We start from the raw sequence: 12746 nt of genomic DNA on the forward strand, positions 1-12746 counted from the left end.
AGAGGGATTCTGCGCCAAGCTCGCGAATCCATCTGCGATTCGGTGTGCCACCTCGTCTTTGACACTTCGCGCTCCGGTCGCCTACAATTCCGGCGCTCCCGCTGAGTGCCCATGTCCTGGTTCTGGAAGGAGTTGCGCAATGCATCTCGTCCGGCGTTTGCCAAGCCTGAGGCTTGCTGCGTGGCTGCCGCTGCTCCTCGTTTCAATTTCATACGTCGTCTCCGCGCAAGACGCGGCGCCGAAGGCGCCTGTTCGCGAAGTCACCGACACGTATTTCAATACAAAGGTCGTGGATCCGTATCGCTGGATGGAGGACCTGAAGGGACCGGAGATGGTGACGTGGATGAAGGCGCAGAGCGCATACACGCGCCGCTACCTTGATGCGTTGCCAGTTCGTCTCGCACTCCTGAAACGCGTCGACGATTTGAGCAACGCCAATGTGGTCGTCTCCGGCGCACAGCGCGCCGGCGATAACTATTTCTATTACAAGCTGGCGCCCGGCGAGAATACCCGCAAGCTCTATGTGCGCGCTGGTCTCAGCGGCGCCGAGCGACTGCTCCTGGACCCTGACAAACTATCCGAGACAGACGTTCACCACTCGATTGATGCATTCAGTCTGTCCCAGGACGGTCAGTACGTCTCCTACACGGTATCGGCCGGCGGCTCCGAAATGGGCGAGCTGCACGTGCTCGATGCCAGGACCGGCCGTGAGTTAGGCGAAAGGATCGATCGTGCCCGCTTCGATTCCGGCGCATGGCTGCCCGACGGGAAGTCGTTTCTCTACAATCGTTTGCAAAAGCTACCGCCAGGCGCACCGGCGACTGATCTGTACCAGAAAAGCCGCGTCTACCGTCACGTGCTCGGAACGGATCCCGAGAAGGACGAAGCGATCTTCGGAGCCGATGTCAATCCGCAGATCACGTTCGAGCCGACGTTGCTGCCCTTTGCGTACCCGGTTCCAGGCTCCGCGCACGTCATTGCCGTGGTCAACTCCGGGGTCTCGCCGAATTCCGCGTTCTACGTCGCGCCCGCTGCCTCGCTGGGACTCTCGCCGATACCTTGGCGGAAGATCGCGGACTTCGCCGACGAGGTGAGTAACGTGGACCTGCACGGGGACGATCTATACGTGCTCACGTACAAGCAGACGCCGCGCTTCAAGGTCGTCCGCACGAGTCTTTCCCATCCCGACTTGACGAAAGCACAGACGGTCATTCCGGCGAGCGACGCGGTCGTCACAGCGATCGCGGCCGCGAGCGATGGTCTGTACGTCCAGGCGCTCGATGGTGGGATCGGCCGCTTGTGGCGCGTGGATTACGGCGACGGATCTGCGGAAGCGATCACATTACCGTACAAAGGATCGCTGTCCATCGCGAACTACGACCAGCGGATGGCTGGCGTGCTGTTCGTGACGAGTTCCTGGACCAGGTCCCCGACGATCTATGGATACGACGCGGCGAAGCGAGCTGTCGTGGACACATTGCTGCAGCCGCCCTCGCCTGTTGATTTCTCCGGCATCGAATCCATCGAGGTCAAAGCCAAGGGCCAGGATGGCGTCATGATTCCGCTGTCGATTATCTACAAGAAGGATATGAAGCACGACGGCACCAACCCGACCATCCTCGGCGGGTATGGCGCATATGGCATCAGCCGCGAACCATCATTCTCGCCTGGCTCGCTCGCGTGGTTGGAGCGTGGCGGCATCGTGGCCGTGGCGCACGTTCGCGGCGGCGGTGAGTACGGCGAGGAATGGCACATGGCCGGCTACAAGCAGACGAAACCGAACACGTGGAAGGACTTCATCGCTTGCGCCGACTACTTGATCCGTGAAAAGTTCACGAGCCCCAGGTACCTGGCCGGAGAAGGCGGCAGCGCAGGTGGCATTCTCATCAGCAACACCATTACGGAGCGGCCGGACCTGTTCGGCGGGGCGATCATTCACGTTGGCGTCAACAACACGCTGCGGGCTGAAACTACGTCGAACGGCGTACCGAATATTCCCGAGTTCGGCACCGTCGCGACCGAGGAAGGATTCAAGGCCCTGCTGGCCATGGATGGGTATCACAAGGTCAAGAACGGAACGCCGTACCCTGCCGTCCTGTTGACGACTGGCATCAATGATCCACGTGTCGAACCGTGGATGTCGGCAAAAATGGCGGCGAGGCTGCAGGCCGCGACATCCAGCGAGAAACCGGTTCTGTTGCGGGTCGATTACGACGCCGGTCACGGCGTCGGCTCGACCAAGCAGCAGCGGAATGAAGAGCGCGCGGACGTGTTTGCATTCCTCCTGCAACAGATTGGCTCCGGCGCTGGCACGAGCAGCAGCGTCGTCAGCATCAAGTGACGGCGCCTCTGACGGAGTGACAAGTAATCGTCGCCGGCGCGTCGGGCAGCTGGGGGCGGGTTCGTCGGGAACGAGTGGTGTCGCGGCCTGCGATTGCTCAGACCGGTAACGTCACTGCGATGACGGCACGCCGCCGGCCGCTTCGAAGCGCTGCTTGGTCTGTACCAACGACTTCATCAGCCCCGACCGGGCGCGGTGCTGCACGATCGGGCGCGCAATCGTGCCGAGAAGGCCGCCCAGCCGGCCGACTCGCGCACGATTCACATAGACCCAGTAGAACGCGGTTTCCTTCGACCCCCGGTCGGGCATCAGGGCGTTGATACCAAGGGACCCCTCGATGTAGTGGCTCGCGTAGATCTGGATCGTCAGGATCGTCACCCGCCCACTCGTCGGGTCGGTGTGCACGCCAACGTGATTGAGACCGACCACCGGTTTGAAGCCAAAGACTTCCTTCGACCAGTAGAAGAAGTCCTCGGTGTGCGGATCGGGATGGGACGGGTACTGCCGGATGTGCTCCCGGAGACCCGTCGCATGGTCGAGCAAAGAGGGTCTCGCGTCCAGGAGCGATTGCGTCTCGTGCGCCAGGGACACCCCGGGCTCTCGGTCCTGATAGTGCGCCAGGCCCTTCGTGCCCGTGGCTCGATATCTGACAAGGTGCTCGAACAGAATGGTTCGGTAGAGGCTGGCGGCGTCGCGCGCAGCGGTCGTCGATCTCCAGTTCACCAGGCTGAAGCGCCGTATGTCGTCCGCACTCAACTGCACGTCGCATGCACCCACGCGACACGTACGCAAGGACTCGACATCCTCGGGATCGAGCGTCAGCGTGTCGAGGTCGCGAACGTGGGGCTCTTGGCCGAACTTCTCGATCTGCAAGACGAACTGACTGGTCCGGAATCCTTCCAGCGTCTTGAACTGGCTGACGAAGCGCGCCATGGCGCTGCCGCGGATCCGGACGCCACCGGCGGTCGTCATCTCGCGCGGCGCGCTCGAAGTCAATGTCTTCGCGATGGCTCGCCCCTGCACCAGCGCCGACAGATCCGCGTCAGACAGCTGCAATTGCTCTCTGAGCACGGTACGGGGATCGCCCACTTCGATGGGGCGTTCGCGGACAGTCGCGTGACACACGATCCCCAGCAGTACCGCAACGACGGTACCAGGTGCGGCCCGCGCGACACGACGTAACATCATGGGCATCCTCACACCTTACGATGGGCAGCGCCGCCAGGCGCATCCGAGCGCGGACGATGCGCGAGCGCTGCGACGAACCGGCGCGCGCCAGACAACCCAGCATGCGCATCGGGAACGTGTGAACTCGATTCATGGGCGCGCTGCGACGAACGCGAGCGCCATGACTGCCATCCGCTGGGCGAGGGGCATGGCCACACTATATTCGCGGACGCCATCGCCATATTCGCGATGACCATGCGCCGGTCGCATCGCGCCCCACGTCATCCCGAGCACGTCCGGCACGGCGATGGTGAGGGCATCGACCACGATGTTCGGGAAATCCGGCTTCTCGACGACGAGCCGATGCACGCCTGGACCTCATGGCGCTGCCTCAGGCCACCGGCGCCTGACACGCTAGTGGACATCCGACCGCCGCGCACGTTCAAATGCCACATGAAGAAACGCACGGAAGAACGCCTGCCATCGGATCGCACGCCGGCGACGGCCACCGTCGCGGAAGCGATTGGCGCAGAAGCCATCGGGGCACAGGCGATCGGCGCCCAAGCCGTCAAGGTCCAGGCTATTGGCAGCCTCGCCATCGGAGCGCTCGCCGTCGGAGCCGTGGCGATCGGCGCGCTCGCCCTGGGCCGCGTGGTCATCGGTCGCCTGACCGTCCGACGCACTCGACTCGGCGTCGTCGAAATCGACGAGCTTCGAGTCGGACGCCTGTACATCGGCGAACAGACTGAAGAGCACAGTCGATAGCGAGTGTCACAGCCTCCATTCTTCCGGACGTCTCGACGCGGAGCCCGCGCGTCGCATGGAGTCGAGGGTCGGCCATCCACGACTACGAATGCCGGTGGACCTTCCAGCCCAGATAGACCTCCATTGCCTCGGCGAGGATCCCGGCGCAGTGTGATGCATTCATTGCCGCGTGGTGCTCGAACCCATGACGGCAGATGAACCGCATCAACTGTTGCAACTGCGGCACGTGGACCACGGCGCGCGTGCCGAAGGTGTTGAGCGGGTCGTCGGTGAACTCGCCTTCCCCGACGTAGGCGCGGATGCACCCGTCGCGGTCGTCAGTTGATACCCTGCCAAAGGTCACCGGGCCACGCGGCGTGCGGCCCGCCAACGCCCCATAAGTGTTCTGTTCGCCCAGCGGTTGAACGCGCGTTTGTCGACGGCTCGCTGGTGCCCACCGAGAACGGCGGGACGGCCGGCACCCAGGAAATCGCCGAGCGTGTGCAGCGGCAGTTGGAGCGAGGAGGTGACCGAGCGCAGGTACCTCGTGGTTCTGGTGATTGAGCTGGCGAAACCTTAGAGCTAGTCCTGCCGCAAGGCATCCATCAGGTTGACTCGCGCCGCGCGCCACGCCGGCAGTGCGCACGCGATCAGCCCAAGCAGCACGAAGAGCAGCGCGGCACTGCCAAGCGTCAGTGGGTCGGTGGGCGGGACCCCGAACAGCAGAGTGTGAAGGAGGCGGCCCATCAGCACGGAGAAGCCGAGCCCCAGCGCCACCCCGAACCCAATGAGGCGCAGCCCTTCACCGAACACCAGCGACAGGATCTCGGTGCGCTGCGCGCCAATTGCCTTGCGCACCTCCATTTCCTTCAGCCGCGATCCCACCGACAGCGACAGCACGCCGTAGAGCCCGACGAGCGAGAGCAGCGTTGCGACGACGGCGAACCCGACCAGCAGGTGCATGGCGAAGATGCGCGGCGCGATCGACTCCTGTCGGAGCTGCGCCATCGCCTTGACCTGCTCGACCGCGGCGGCGGGATCGACCTCTCGAATCGCTCGACGGATGGGGCCGGCCAAGGCCAGCGGATCGCCGCTGGTCCTGACGATCAGATGCTTGGAGAACGCCCTCTGCTGCCAGAGCGGGAGGTACGCTTCCGGCGTGGCCGGTTCGCTCAGGGCGTCGGTGCGCGCATCGGCGACGACGCCGACGATCGTCATTGGCGGGGTGCTCGCGTTGCCGGCGAAGCGAATCGAGCGCCCGAGCACGACGCCGGTGCCGAACTGGCTGGTCGCGAACGCCTGGTTGACGATGACGACCGGCGGCGCGCCGCGATCGTCGGATTCGCGGAAGGCGCGGCCGTCGGCCAGGCGGATCCCCATCGCCGCGAAGTAGTCGGGGGTGACGGCGCGCAACGGCACATGCAGCTCCTCGGCGAGGCGATCGGTGCCGGCGTTGCCGACGATCTCCAGCGTTGCCGGCCAACTGTTGCCGGTCAGGGGCACGCCCCAGGCGAAGGCAGCCTGCCGCACGCCGGGGAGGTGCGACACGCGCTCGAGCGCGTCGGCATGGAAGGTCTTCCAGGCATCATCGCGCTGCATGGTCGTTACGGCCATCGTGAGCACGTGCTCGGTGTCGTACCCCGGGCGCAATTCGGCGAGGTTCCGCGCGCTGCGGACCAGCAGCGCGGCTCCCGCGAGCAGGCCGACCGTGAGCACGATCTGAAGTGCGGCCACGCCGCCGATCAGGCGCCGCTCGGCCGGACCCGCGGTGGTGCGGGTACTCGCGACGCCATGCGAATGCTCACCGAAGGCGGCGCGGGCGGCCGGCAACAGTCCGGCGATGGCCGCCGCGATCGGGGCGACCACCGCGCAGAATGCGAACACCGGCCAGCCGATCGCCACTGCATCGGCGCGGGGCAGGGCGTGTTCACCGACCGAGAGGAACAGCGCGACCATCACCACGGCGAAACCGCCGCCGACGACTGCACCGACCAGGGCGAGCGCAACGGACTCGGTCAGTGCCTGTCGGAAGAGTCGCTGCCATGTGGCCCCGATCGCCGTCCGCAGCAGGTAATCGCGCTGCCTATGGAGTCCTCGTGCCAGCAGCAGGCCGGCGACGTTGGCGCACGCGATGAAGAAGACCAGCGCGACCGCGCCGAACAGTGGCACCAGCAGGCGCCGGCCGTCTTCGTTCAGCACCTCGAGGACTGGACGCGCCGTCGCCGTCAGCCCGTCGAGCGTCGCGTCCTCTGTACGCTGTCGCGCCGCGACCGCGCTGACGTCAGCGTTCACCGCGGCGGCCGACATCCCAGGCGCCAGGCGACCCACGACGTTCCACTGGCGCTGAGTCAGCTGCGACTCATCGGCGAGGGCCGGCAGCCAGAAGTCCACGTGCGCGTCGACGTCGTAGCCCGGTTCGCTGACGTTGGCCGGATCCGGGAGAAAGCGGATGCCCGGAGGCATCACGCCCACTATCGGCAGCGGGGCAGGCATCCGGCTGATTTGCAGGGTCCGGCCAATGATGTCCGGGTCGCCGTTGAACGTGCCTTGCCAGAGTTCGTAGCCGATGATGACGGCCGTCGGAGGACCGCTGCTGGCGGCTTCCGAGGCAAGGAACTCCCGACCGCGCAGCGGCGTCAGCCCGAGGACGCGGAAGTAGTTCGGCGTCACGACCATGCCGCCGAGGGCCGTACTGCCTTCGCTCCGGACCAGGAAGTTGAACATCCACCGGTAGAGCGCGGTCTCGACCCTGGGACTGGAGGCACGCCAGGCGAGCCACTGCGTCGTCGTCGGACGCTGTGGGTACGGCGATCCGTCGAGGCGTGCCGGCGACAGCAACACCAGGCGGTCCGGTTCGGCGTAGGGGGGCGGCGACAACAGCACGCCTTGAATCAAGCCGAACATCGCGGCCGCGCCTCCGATACCCAGCCCCAAGGTGAGCACCGCCACCAATGAGAACGCGGGCGCCCGGTAGCCCTGACGGAAGGCGTGGCCGAGGTCGCGCCAGAGATCGGCCAGCCCGCGTCCGACGGGGATCCGCTCGCGCTGGTCGTGGAGCTTCCTGGTCATCGGGCCAACGCCACCCACCTCGACCTGCGCGCGTCGTCGCGCCTCGTCGGGGGCGTGCCCGGCGGCAATGCCCTGATCGGTGCGCTCGTCCACGAAGGCGCGAAGTTCCTGCTCGATATTCGGGTCCGGATCGGTGCTCCGGAACAGTTGTGCGCAGCGCGCACGTAGTCGCGACATCGGCGGCATGACTCGTTTCCTCTTTTAGGCGCTGCGAAGCACCTGCGCCACCGCCGCCACGACGCGGTCCCAGGTGTGCTCCTGCTCGACCAGTTGCCGGCGTCCGGTCGCGGTCAGGGCATAGGTCCGGACGCGGCGTCCCTCTTCGGTCGTCGTCCACTGGGCGGTGGTCCATCCCGCGTGTTCGAGGCGGTGGAGTGCTGGGAAGAGCGAGCCAGGCTGCACGTCGAAGGTGCCCTGGGTGACCTGCGCAATCCGGTCGGCGATGGCCACGCCGTGCAGCGGGCGCGGCGACAGTGTTCGCAGGATCAGGAGGTCGAGGGTGCCGCGCAGGACATCGGTGCGAGTGGTGGTCAGCTTGGGCACGGGGTTGCCAAGTGGTATACGGTTCCGATTGGTATACGGTTCCGATATAGAAATTCAATATCGTGATGCGCGGATACCGGAACCGTATACCCTGCCCTCCACGAGCACAGAGGTCAGGCGCTCTGGCTCGTCTCCGATGGCATCGGGAAGCGTTCCTGGATCCACGCTTGCCACAGCGGTGTGACGTGGGCGACGGTTCCGGCCGCCTAGATCGCCGTACAGGTAGAAGCTCACCGCAACCATGCTCTGGCCGCCGGGGAAGCTGAAGGCGCCAAGGGCGGCTACACCTGGACCCGGCTTGTCGAGCCGCATCAGGGCATCGTAGGGACTCTGGCTGACGTACTCCGCCACGCCGCTCAGCGCCGGGACACCCGCGGGCGCCGTCCAACGCTGCCCGACGCTCACGCCTTCCACTCCCAATGCCGCGGTCAGCGTTTCCCAGCCCTCCGCTTCGGTTCCCGCGACGGGAGCCACGAACTGCGCGATCGCGGATCGTTGGCCGCGGAAGTGCGTGAGATAGATCCGCAGGGTGCGGAAGAAGCCGGGCCAGCCGTGCGCGGTGCTTTCAAGCTGGTTGTCCCAGTCGTCGGTGCTGGCAAAAAGGCTGTGCACCACACGGACGAGGCACACACCCCCCGCGCGCGCTTCGACGATCCACTCGGTTGCGATCGGCGGCGAGCCACCCCAGCCCTCGCCCTGCGCGGCAAACATCCGCGGCGGATCCCAGGCCGTCACGGCAGAACGGGCCTCCATGCCCGCGCCGAAATTCATCGTGATCGCGACGGGTTTTCCATCGCGCTCCTCGAATTGCGTCGGCACGAACCAGGACGAAATTCCTGGCCCGGTGGCGATGGCCTGCCAGACTTCCTCCGGCGTGCCGGGGACCTCGACGTCGACCTGGACTGAACGGCGGCCGGAGGCTTCTTTCTTCACGCTCATGATGGCTCCTTGGGATCGGATGTGTTCGGCCCGCCTTCGCGCCGAAGGCGCTTCGGCGAGGTCTCGCCGGAGTCGGCTTCGCCGACGAAGGCGGGCACAGGGTGCGCCACGACGATGAGGCGATGCGCGCGGCCGCCGGGCGCGGATTCGTCGTGGTACTTCGCGACCAGTTTCGTGATCGCCTCGGTGAGTTCATTGCTGAACGCCGCCCGGTCAGTCGCCGACCGGAAGCGCACCTCGGTATCCACTGCCAGGGTCGCCAGGCGTTTGCCCGTGTCTGTCGCACGACGAACAAGGTGGCCCACCTCGCGGACGACCCGTGCGCCGAGGGCAATGAGGTAGCTCGCGGACAGCCTGTCGATCTCCCGACTCGGGTCCGCCGCGATCGGACCCAGGGCGCCCGGCGAAACGACGTAGGACGCGGCCGTGGCCACGAGCAGCCGCTCTGTCAGGCCGCCCCACTTGCGTTCCTGGGCCAGCCGCACCAGCCCGTGCGCCTCGAGCGCGTTCAAGTGGTAGGTGACTTTCTGTCGAGCCAGGCCGACCCGCGCGGCCAACGTCGCTGCCGAGGCGGGCGCGGCCAGTTCCGCGAGGAGTCGACTCCGCATGGGCACCAACGCCACGGTCGCCGCTGCCGGATCTTCGATGACGTGGACGTCGAGCACGAAGGCGAGAGTAGCCTTGACAATATTAATTGTCAAGGCTGATTTTGGCCTATTTGCGACGAACTCGATCTTTCTCGGGCAGACGCGGCTCAGGCACTTGGCACGCTGGTACCCTTTGGCGACGGAGGGCACCGGGCAACGTTGCAACCCTCCACCTAGACCCAATGACCGTCATCCGTTGCTTACCGCTCTTACTCGCGCTGCTCGCCTCGACCACATCGCTCGCGTCCGCGCAAAACAAGTACTGCGACGGTTCGCAGTTCGATGCGCTGACGAACATGTGGAAACTGGAGCCGGATCAGAACACCCGGCAGGTCACGGCCGGCGAGCTCGCGGCCGAACGGACGGTCATGCGGCGCGTCGTGGAGATGTTCAAGTCTACCTTCGTGCCGACGGGCGCCGCCGGCTACTACGGCGTGAACTATGACGTTCTGCCGCAGGCCCTGAACAAGGACCGCTATGGCAACACCTATATCTTCACCCTGAGCAATCACAAAATCGAATGCCTCGGCGGCAAACCGGTCGCGCTGGACGTGTCGCTCGGCAACGTCTCGGTTCAGGTCAACATGCATTTCGTTGGCGAGGCCGAGAAGGGCGACTCCTCCGTCGGCTTCGGCTACCTGCCGCGCGGGTACTACCAGCTCAAGGACAAGATTGCGCTACCTGAAGCCAATCCCGAGGGTATTCAGGAGTTCAACTTCGTGGACGGCACGACCGTCTGGTGGCTCACGCGTTCTGGCGCCCTGCCGTTCCGGTTGGTCACGAGGCGCGAGTTCCTGCAGAAGCAGATCGAGATCCTGCGATCCAGACCGACCCCCAGCGCCACGTTGGTGGCCTACTACGAGCGCATGCTCGGCGATGCATCCGATGACGTGGCGATCGTCAAGGAAGCGCAGGTGCCATCGCTGAACGTGTCCGGCTACGTCTTCACGACCCTGGCCGAGAAGGGGAACCGCGTCTACGTCACCGTGAATCCCGACTACTACGACCGAAGCCTGCCGAAGTCCGCGCCACAGCACATCCTCATCAGGCTCAGGCACCTGAGCGTGGAGTCGCTCAACGCCACGGGAAACGGGGCCCGTCACCTCGAGAGCTTCGCGAAGCTGCGGGAGATCGTCAAGGCCAACCTTGCCGAGCTTCGAGCGATGGTGAAGTAGCCTGAGCGTTGACGGCGCTGCGTCAGGGCCGTGCGGCAGCCTCCTGATCCGTGCCCGCGGACGAATCCGGTGATGCAATCGTGCAAGGCGCCTCGGCGTCGCGACAAGGCTGTGGTCCGTGCATCCGTTCTCGACAGAGGCGTGAATATCAGCGCGGGCATCTGGAACCTGGAAGGAGGCCTTCGATGGCGTCACTCGATTGGCATCAAGTGCATCGCGTGCATCTCCTGGTGGCTGCCCTCGGCCTGAGCATCGGGCTCGGAGCCCAGGCCGCGGATGTCACCGTTCGCGTCCAAACGCGGATGGAGCCGGCGCGCTGGGCGGTTCTGGAGCGGCGGTTGCTCGCCTCCAACGTTCCGGCCGCCAGGGAATTCTTCGAGAAGTATTACGACCATCGCGGCTACCTGAAAGCCTTCGTGCGCTGGGGCGCCAACGATGGGCCCGACGATGCGTTCGAGCATTTCAATCGGTGGCCGGAGTTGCACGCTCTCGGCGCAAACGACGAAGTCCTTCGGATGTATACGCAGGGCCACGAGGGCCTGCTGAAGCAATACACCGAGGCCCGCACCACGGAAGTGCCGATCGCGCGTCAAGGCATGTACGCGAAGGAATTCATCGTGCAGTCCGATTGGATGCACCACGGTGAGGGCCTGCAGTTGTTCAATCGGATGGGGCTGTCGACCCCGCAGGATGCGACCTATCGGGCGCGCGCCCGCCGATTCGCCGGGTTCTACATGGCCGAGGATCCCGGCGCACCCAACTACGATCCGAAACTCAAGATCATTCGCAGCATGCAGAACGGCAGCCGCGGGCCGATGCTGCGCCAAGCCACGGCCCTCGATTGGGTTGGTGATCCGTTCGACGTCGCCAAGTTCGATGCCGAGCACGGCGAGTCGACGTTCAAGCAGTTCCTGGCGCATTACGAGGACTACACCGACGTCGCCGGCGATCATTTCCTGAATCTCGCGGCCACGACGCTGGCGACCAACGCGTATTTGTTGACCGGAGATCAGAAATACAGGCGATGGGTCGTCGACTACATGGATGCGTGGCTGAACCGCATGCGCGAGAACGGCGGGATCATCCCCAGTCACATCGGCCTCGACGGCACGATCGGCGGCGCCGACAAGAAATGGTGGGCGGGCGCGTATGGCTGGGGATTCAGTCCGATCAATCCGGTCACCGGACGCCGCGAGGATCGCAATCGCATCGGATGGGCCCTCCCCGGCTTCGGCAACGCGCTCCTGCTGACCGGCGAGCAGAAGTACGTGGACGCCTGGCGCTCGATGACCGCGTCGGTGAACGCGCACGCCCGCGGCGAGGGCACAGAGAGACAGTTTCCGACTATGTACGGGGCTGACGGCTGGTATGGCTGGCGCAGCACGCCATGGGATGCGGGCGCGGTGGACGTCTGGTACTGGTCGCAGAAACCAGAAGATCTTCCGCGCGCGCCAGCCCCTCGGTCGCTGCCGACAGGCAGCGGCGCCTACACGTCTCTCGGCACCGCCAGCTGGATCAGTTTTCTACACGGCGAGAAGTCAACCTATCCCGAAGAAGCGCTGCAGTGGGATCTCGACCTCATCGACAAACGCCTTGTCGCGATGAGGAAGGACGCGACGCCGCCCGATCGGCGCCTGGCCGACAACATGCTCGACTACAACCCGGTCGCGGCCGAGTCCCTTGTTCAGCTGATGTGGGGCGCGCTGATGCCGGGCCGCAACGGCGGCCTCGTCAATGCACGCCTGCGCTACTTCGATCCCGATCGTCAGCGAGCGGGCGTGCCCGAGGACGTTGCTGTGCTCGTGTCCGAACTATCCGACACGCAGACGAAAGTCACACTCGTCAACCTCAATCCCTCTGTGGCGCGTCGCGTCGTCGTCCAGGGTGGCGCGTATGCGGAGCATCAGATTGAGAGCGTCGGGCGAGGCAGCACGTCGACATCGATTCAGGCACCCCACTTCACCGTCCACCTCGATCCCGGCTGCGGCGAAACGCTGGTCCTGACCATGAAGCGCTATGCGAACGCGCCGACGGCGCGGCATCCGTGGCAAAGGCCCTAACGGTTAGCGTGATGCGTCCCTGACGGACCTCCACGCGATGCGGTGCCCCTCGCACCACCTG

General features: G+C 65.3%; 11 protein-coding genes. 4 read left to right on the forward strand and 7 right to left on the reverse strand.

What is annotated here, in order from left to right; all coding sequences use genetic code 11:
* Positions 1-139 precede the first annotated feature (139 nt).
* Complete coding sequence (locus tag LuPra_RS04445) at positions 140-2341, forward strand: prolyl oligopeptidase family serine peptidase (RefSeq protein ID WP_110169634.1); 2202 nt, start codon at positions 140-142, stop codon at positions 2339-2341.
* Positions 2342-2452: 111 nt separating this feature from the next.
* Here LuPra_RS04445 and LuPra_RS04450 read toward each other — a convergent pair whose 3' ends face one another.
* Both LuPra_RS04450 and LuPra_RS04455 read right to left on the reverse strand, forming a co-directional pair.
* The gene (locus LuPra_RS04450; RefSeq protein ID WP_110169635.1) at positions 2453-3529 is read right to left on the reverse strand and encodes a hypothetical protein; all 1077 of its coding nucleotides are present in this window, start codon (positions 3527-3529) and stop codon (positions 2453-2455) included.
* Between the two features lie 129 nt (positions 3530-3658).
* Positions 3659-3877, reverse strand: a complete 219-nt coding sequence (locus tag LuPra_RS04455) for a hypothetical protein (protein ID WP_110169636.1) — start codon at positions 3875-3877, stop codon at positions 3659-3661.
* A gap of 84 nt (positions 3878-3961) precedes the next feature.
* Here LuPra_RS04455 and LuPra_RS04460 point away from each other — a divergent pair, with 84 nt between their 5' ends.
* Positions 3962-4273 (forward strand): hypothetical protein, encoded by a 312-nt coding sequence (locus LuPra_RS04460; RefSeq protein ID WP_234800719.1) that lies wholly within the window; start codon positions 3962-3964, stop codon positions 4271-4273.
* Positions 4274-4355: 82 nt separating this feature from the next.
* Here LuPra_RS04460 and LuPra_RS33860 read toward each other — a convergent pair whose 3' ends face one another.
* From LuPra_RS33860 to LuPra_RS04485, 5 genes are read right to left on the reverse strand one after another with little or no spacing between them, the layout of a single operon-like run.
* Positions 4356-4898, reverse strand: a complete 543-nt coding sequence (locus LuPra_RS33860; protein WP_110169637.1) for a hypothetical protein — start codon at positions 4896-4898, stop codon at positions 4356-4358.
* On the reverse strand, positions 4835-7498 hold the full coding sequence (locus tag LuPra_RS04470; protein ID WP_157898725.1) for an ABC transporter permease: 2664 nt from the start codon (positions 7496-7498) through the stop codon (positions 4835-4837). The genes LuPra_RS33860 and LuPra_RS04470 overlap by 64 nt, the downstream gene beginning before the upstream one ends.
* Positions 7499-7522: 24 nt before the next feature.
* Positions 7523-7864 carry a PadR family transcriptional regulator gene (locus LuPra_RS04475; RefSeq protein ID WP_234800720.1) on the reverse strand — a complete coding sequence of 114 codons (342 nt, stop codon included), beginning with the start codon at positions 7862-7864 and terminating at the stop codon, positions 7523-7525.
* 54 nt (positions 7865-7918) lie between these two features.
* Positions 7919-8803 carry an SRPBCC family protein gene (locus LuPra_RS04480; RefSeq protein WP_234800721.1) on the reverse strand — a complete coding sequence of 295 codons (885 nt, stop codon included), beginning with the start codon at positions 8801-8803 and terminating at the stop codon, positions 7919-7921.
* Positions 8800-9468 carry a helix-turn-helix domain-containing protein gene (locus tag LuPra_RS04485; RefSeq protein ID WP_110169639.1) on the reverse strand — a complete coding sequence of 223 codons (669 nt, stop codon included), beginning with the start codon at positions 9466-9468 and terminating at the stop codon, positions 8800-8802. The genes LuPra_RS04480 and LuPra_RS04485 overlap by 4 nt, the downstream gene beginning before the upstream one ends.
* A gap of 164 nt (positions 9469-9632) precedes the next feature.
* Here LuPra_RS04485 and LuPra_RS04490 point away from each other — a divergent pair, with 164 nt between their 5' ends.
* Both LuPra_RS04490 and LuPra_RS04495 read left to right on the forward strand, forming a co-directional pair.
* On the forward strand, positions 9633-10625 hold the full coding sequence (locus LuPra_RS04490; protein WP_110169640.1) for a hypothetical protein: 993 nt from the start codon (positions 9633-9635) through the stop codon (positions 10623-10625).
* Between the two features lie 185 nt (positions 10626-10810).
* Positions 10811-12685, forward strand: coding sequence for a DUF8034 domain-containing protein (locus LuPra_RS04495; protein WP_234800722.1), 1875 nt, complete (start codon positions 10811-10813; stop codon positions 12683-12685).
* Positions 12686-12746 lie beyond the last annotated feature (61 nt).

The sequence above is a fragment of the Luteitalea pratensis genome (genome assembly GCF_001618865.1).
Classification (GTDB): Bacteria; Acidobacteriota; Vicinamibacteria; order Vicinamibacterales; family Vicinamibacteraceae; genus Luteitalea; species Luteitalea pratensis.

What these genes read in the sequence shown, in the direction of transcription:
- LuPra_RS04445 (WP_110169634.1), top strand. Translation starts at nt 140, where the DNA reads ATGCATCTCGTCCGGCGTTTGCCAAGCCTGAGGCTTGCTGCGTGGCTG.
- LuPra_RS04450 (WP_110169635.1), bottom strand. Translation starts at nt 3,529, where the DNA reads ATGATGTTACGTCGTGTCGCGCGGGCCGCACCTGGTACCGTCGTTGCG.
- LuPra_RS04460 (WP_234800719.1), top strand. Translation starts at nt 3,962, where the DNA reads ATGAAGAAACGCACGGAAGAACGCCTGCCATCGGATCGCACGCCGGCG.
- LuPra_RS04470 (WP_157898725.1), bottom strand. Translation starts at nt 7,498, where the DNA reads ATGTCGCGACTACGTGCGCGCTGCGCACAACTGTTCCGGAGCACCGAT.
- LuPra_RS04480 (WP_234800721.1), bottom strand. Translation starts at nt 8,803, where the DNA reads ATGAGCGTGAAGAAAGAAGCCTCCGGCCGCCGTTCAGTCCAGGTCGAC.
- LuPra_RS04490 (WP_110169640.1), top strand. Translation starts at nt 9,633, where the DNA reads ATGACCGTCATCCGTTGCTTACCGCTCTTACTCGCGCTGCTCGCCTCG.
- LuPra_RS04495 (WP_234800722.1), top strand. Translation starts at nt 10,811, where the DNA reads ATGGCGTCACTCGATTGGCATCAAGTGCATCGCGTGCATCTCCTGGTG.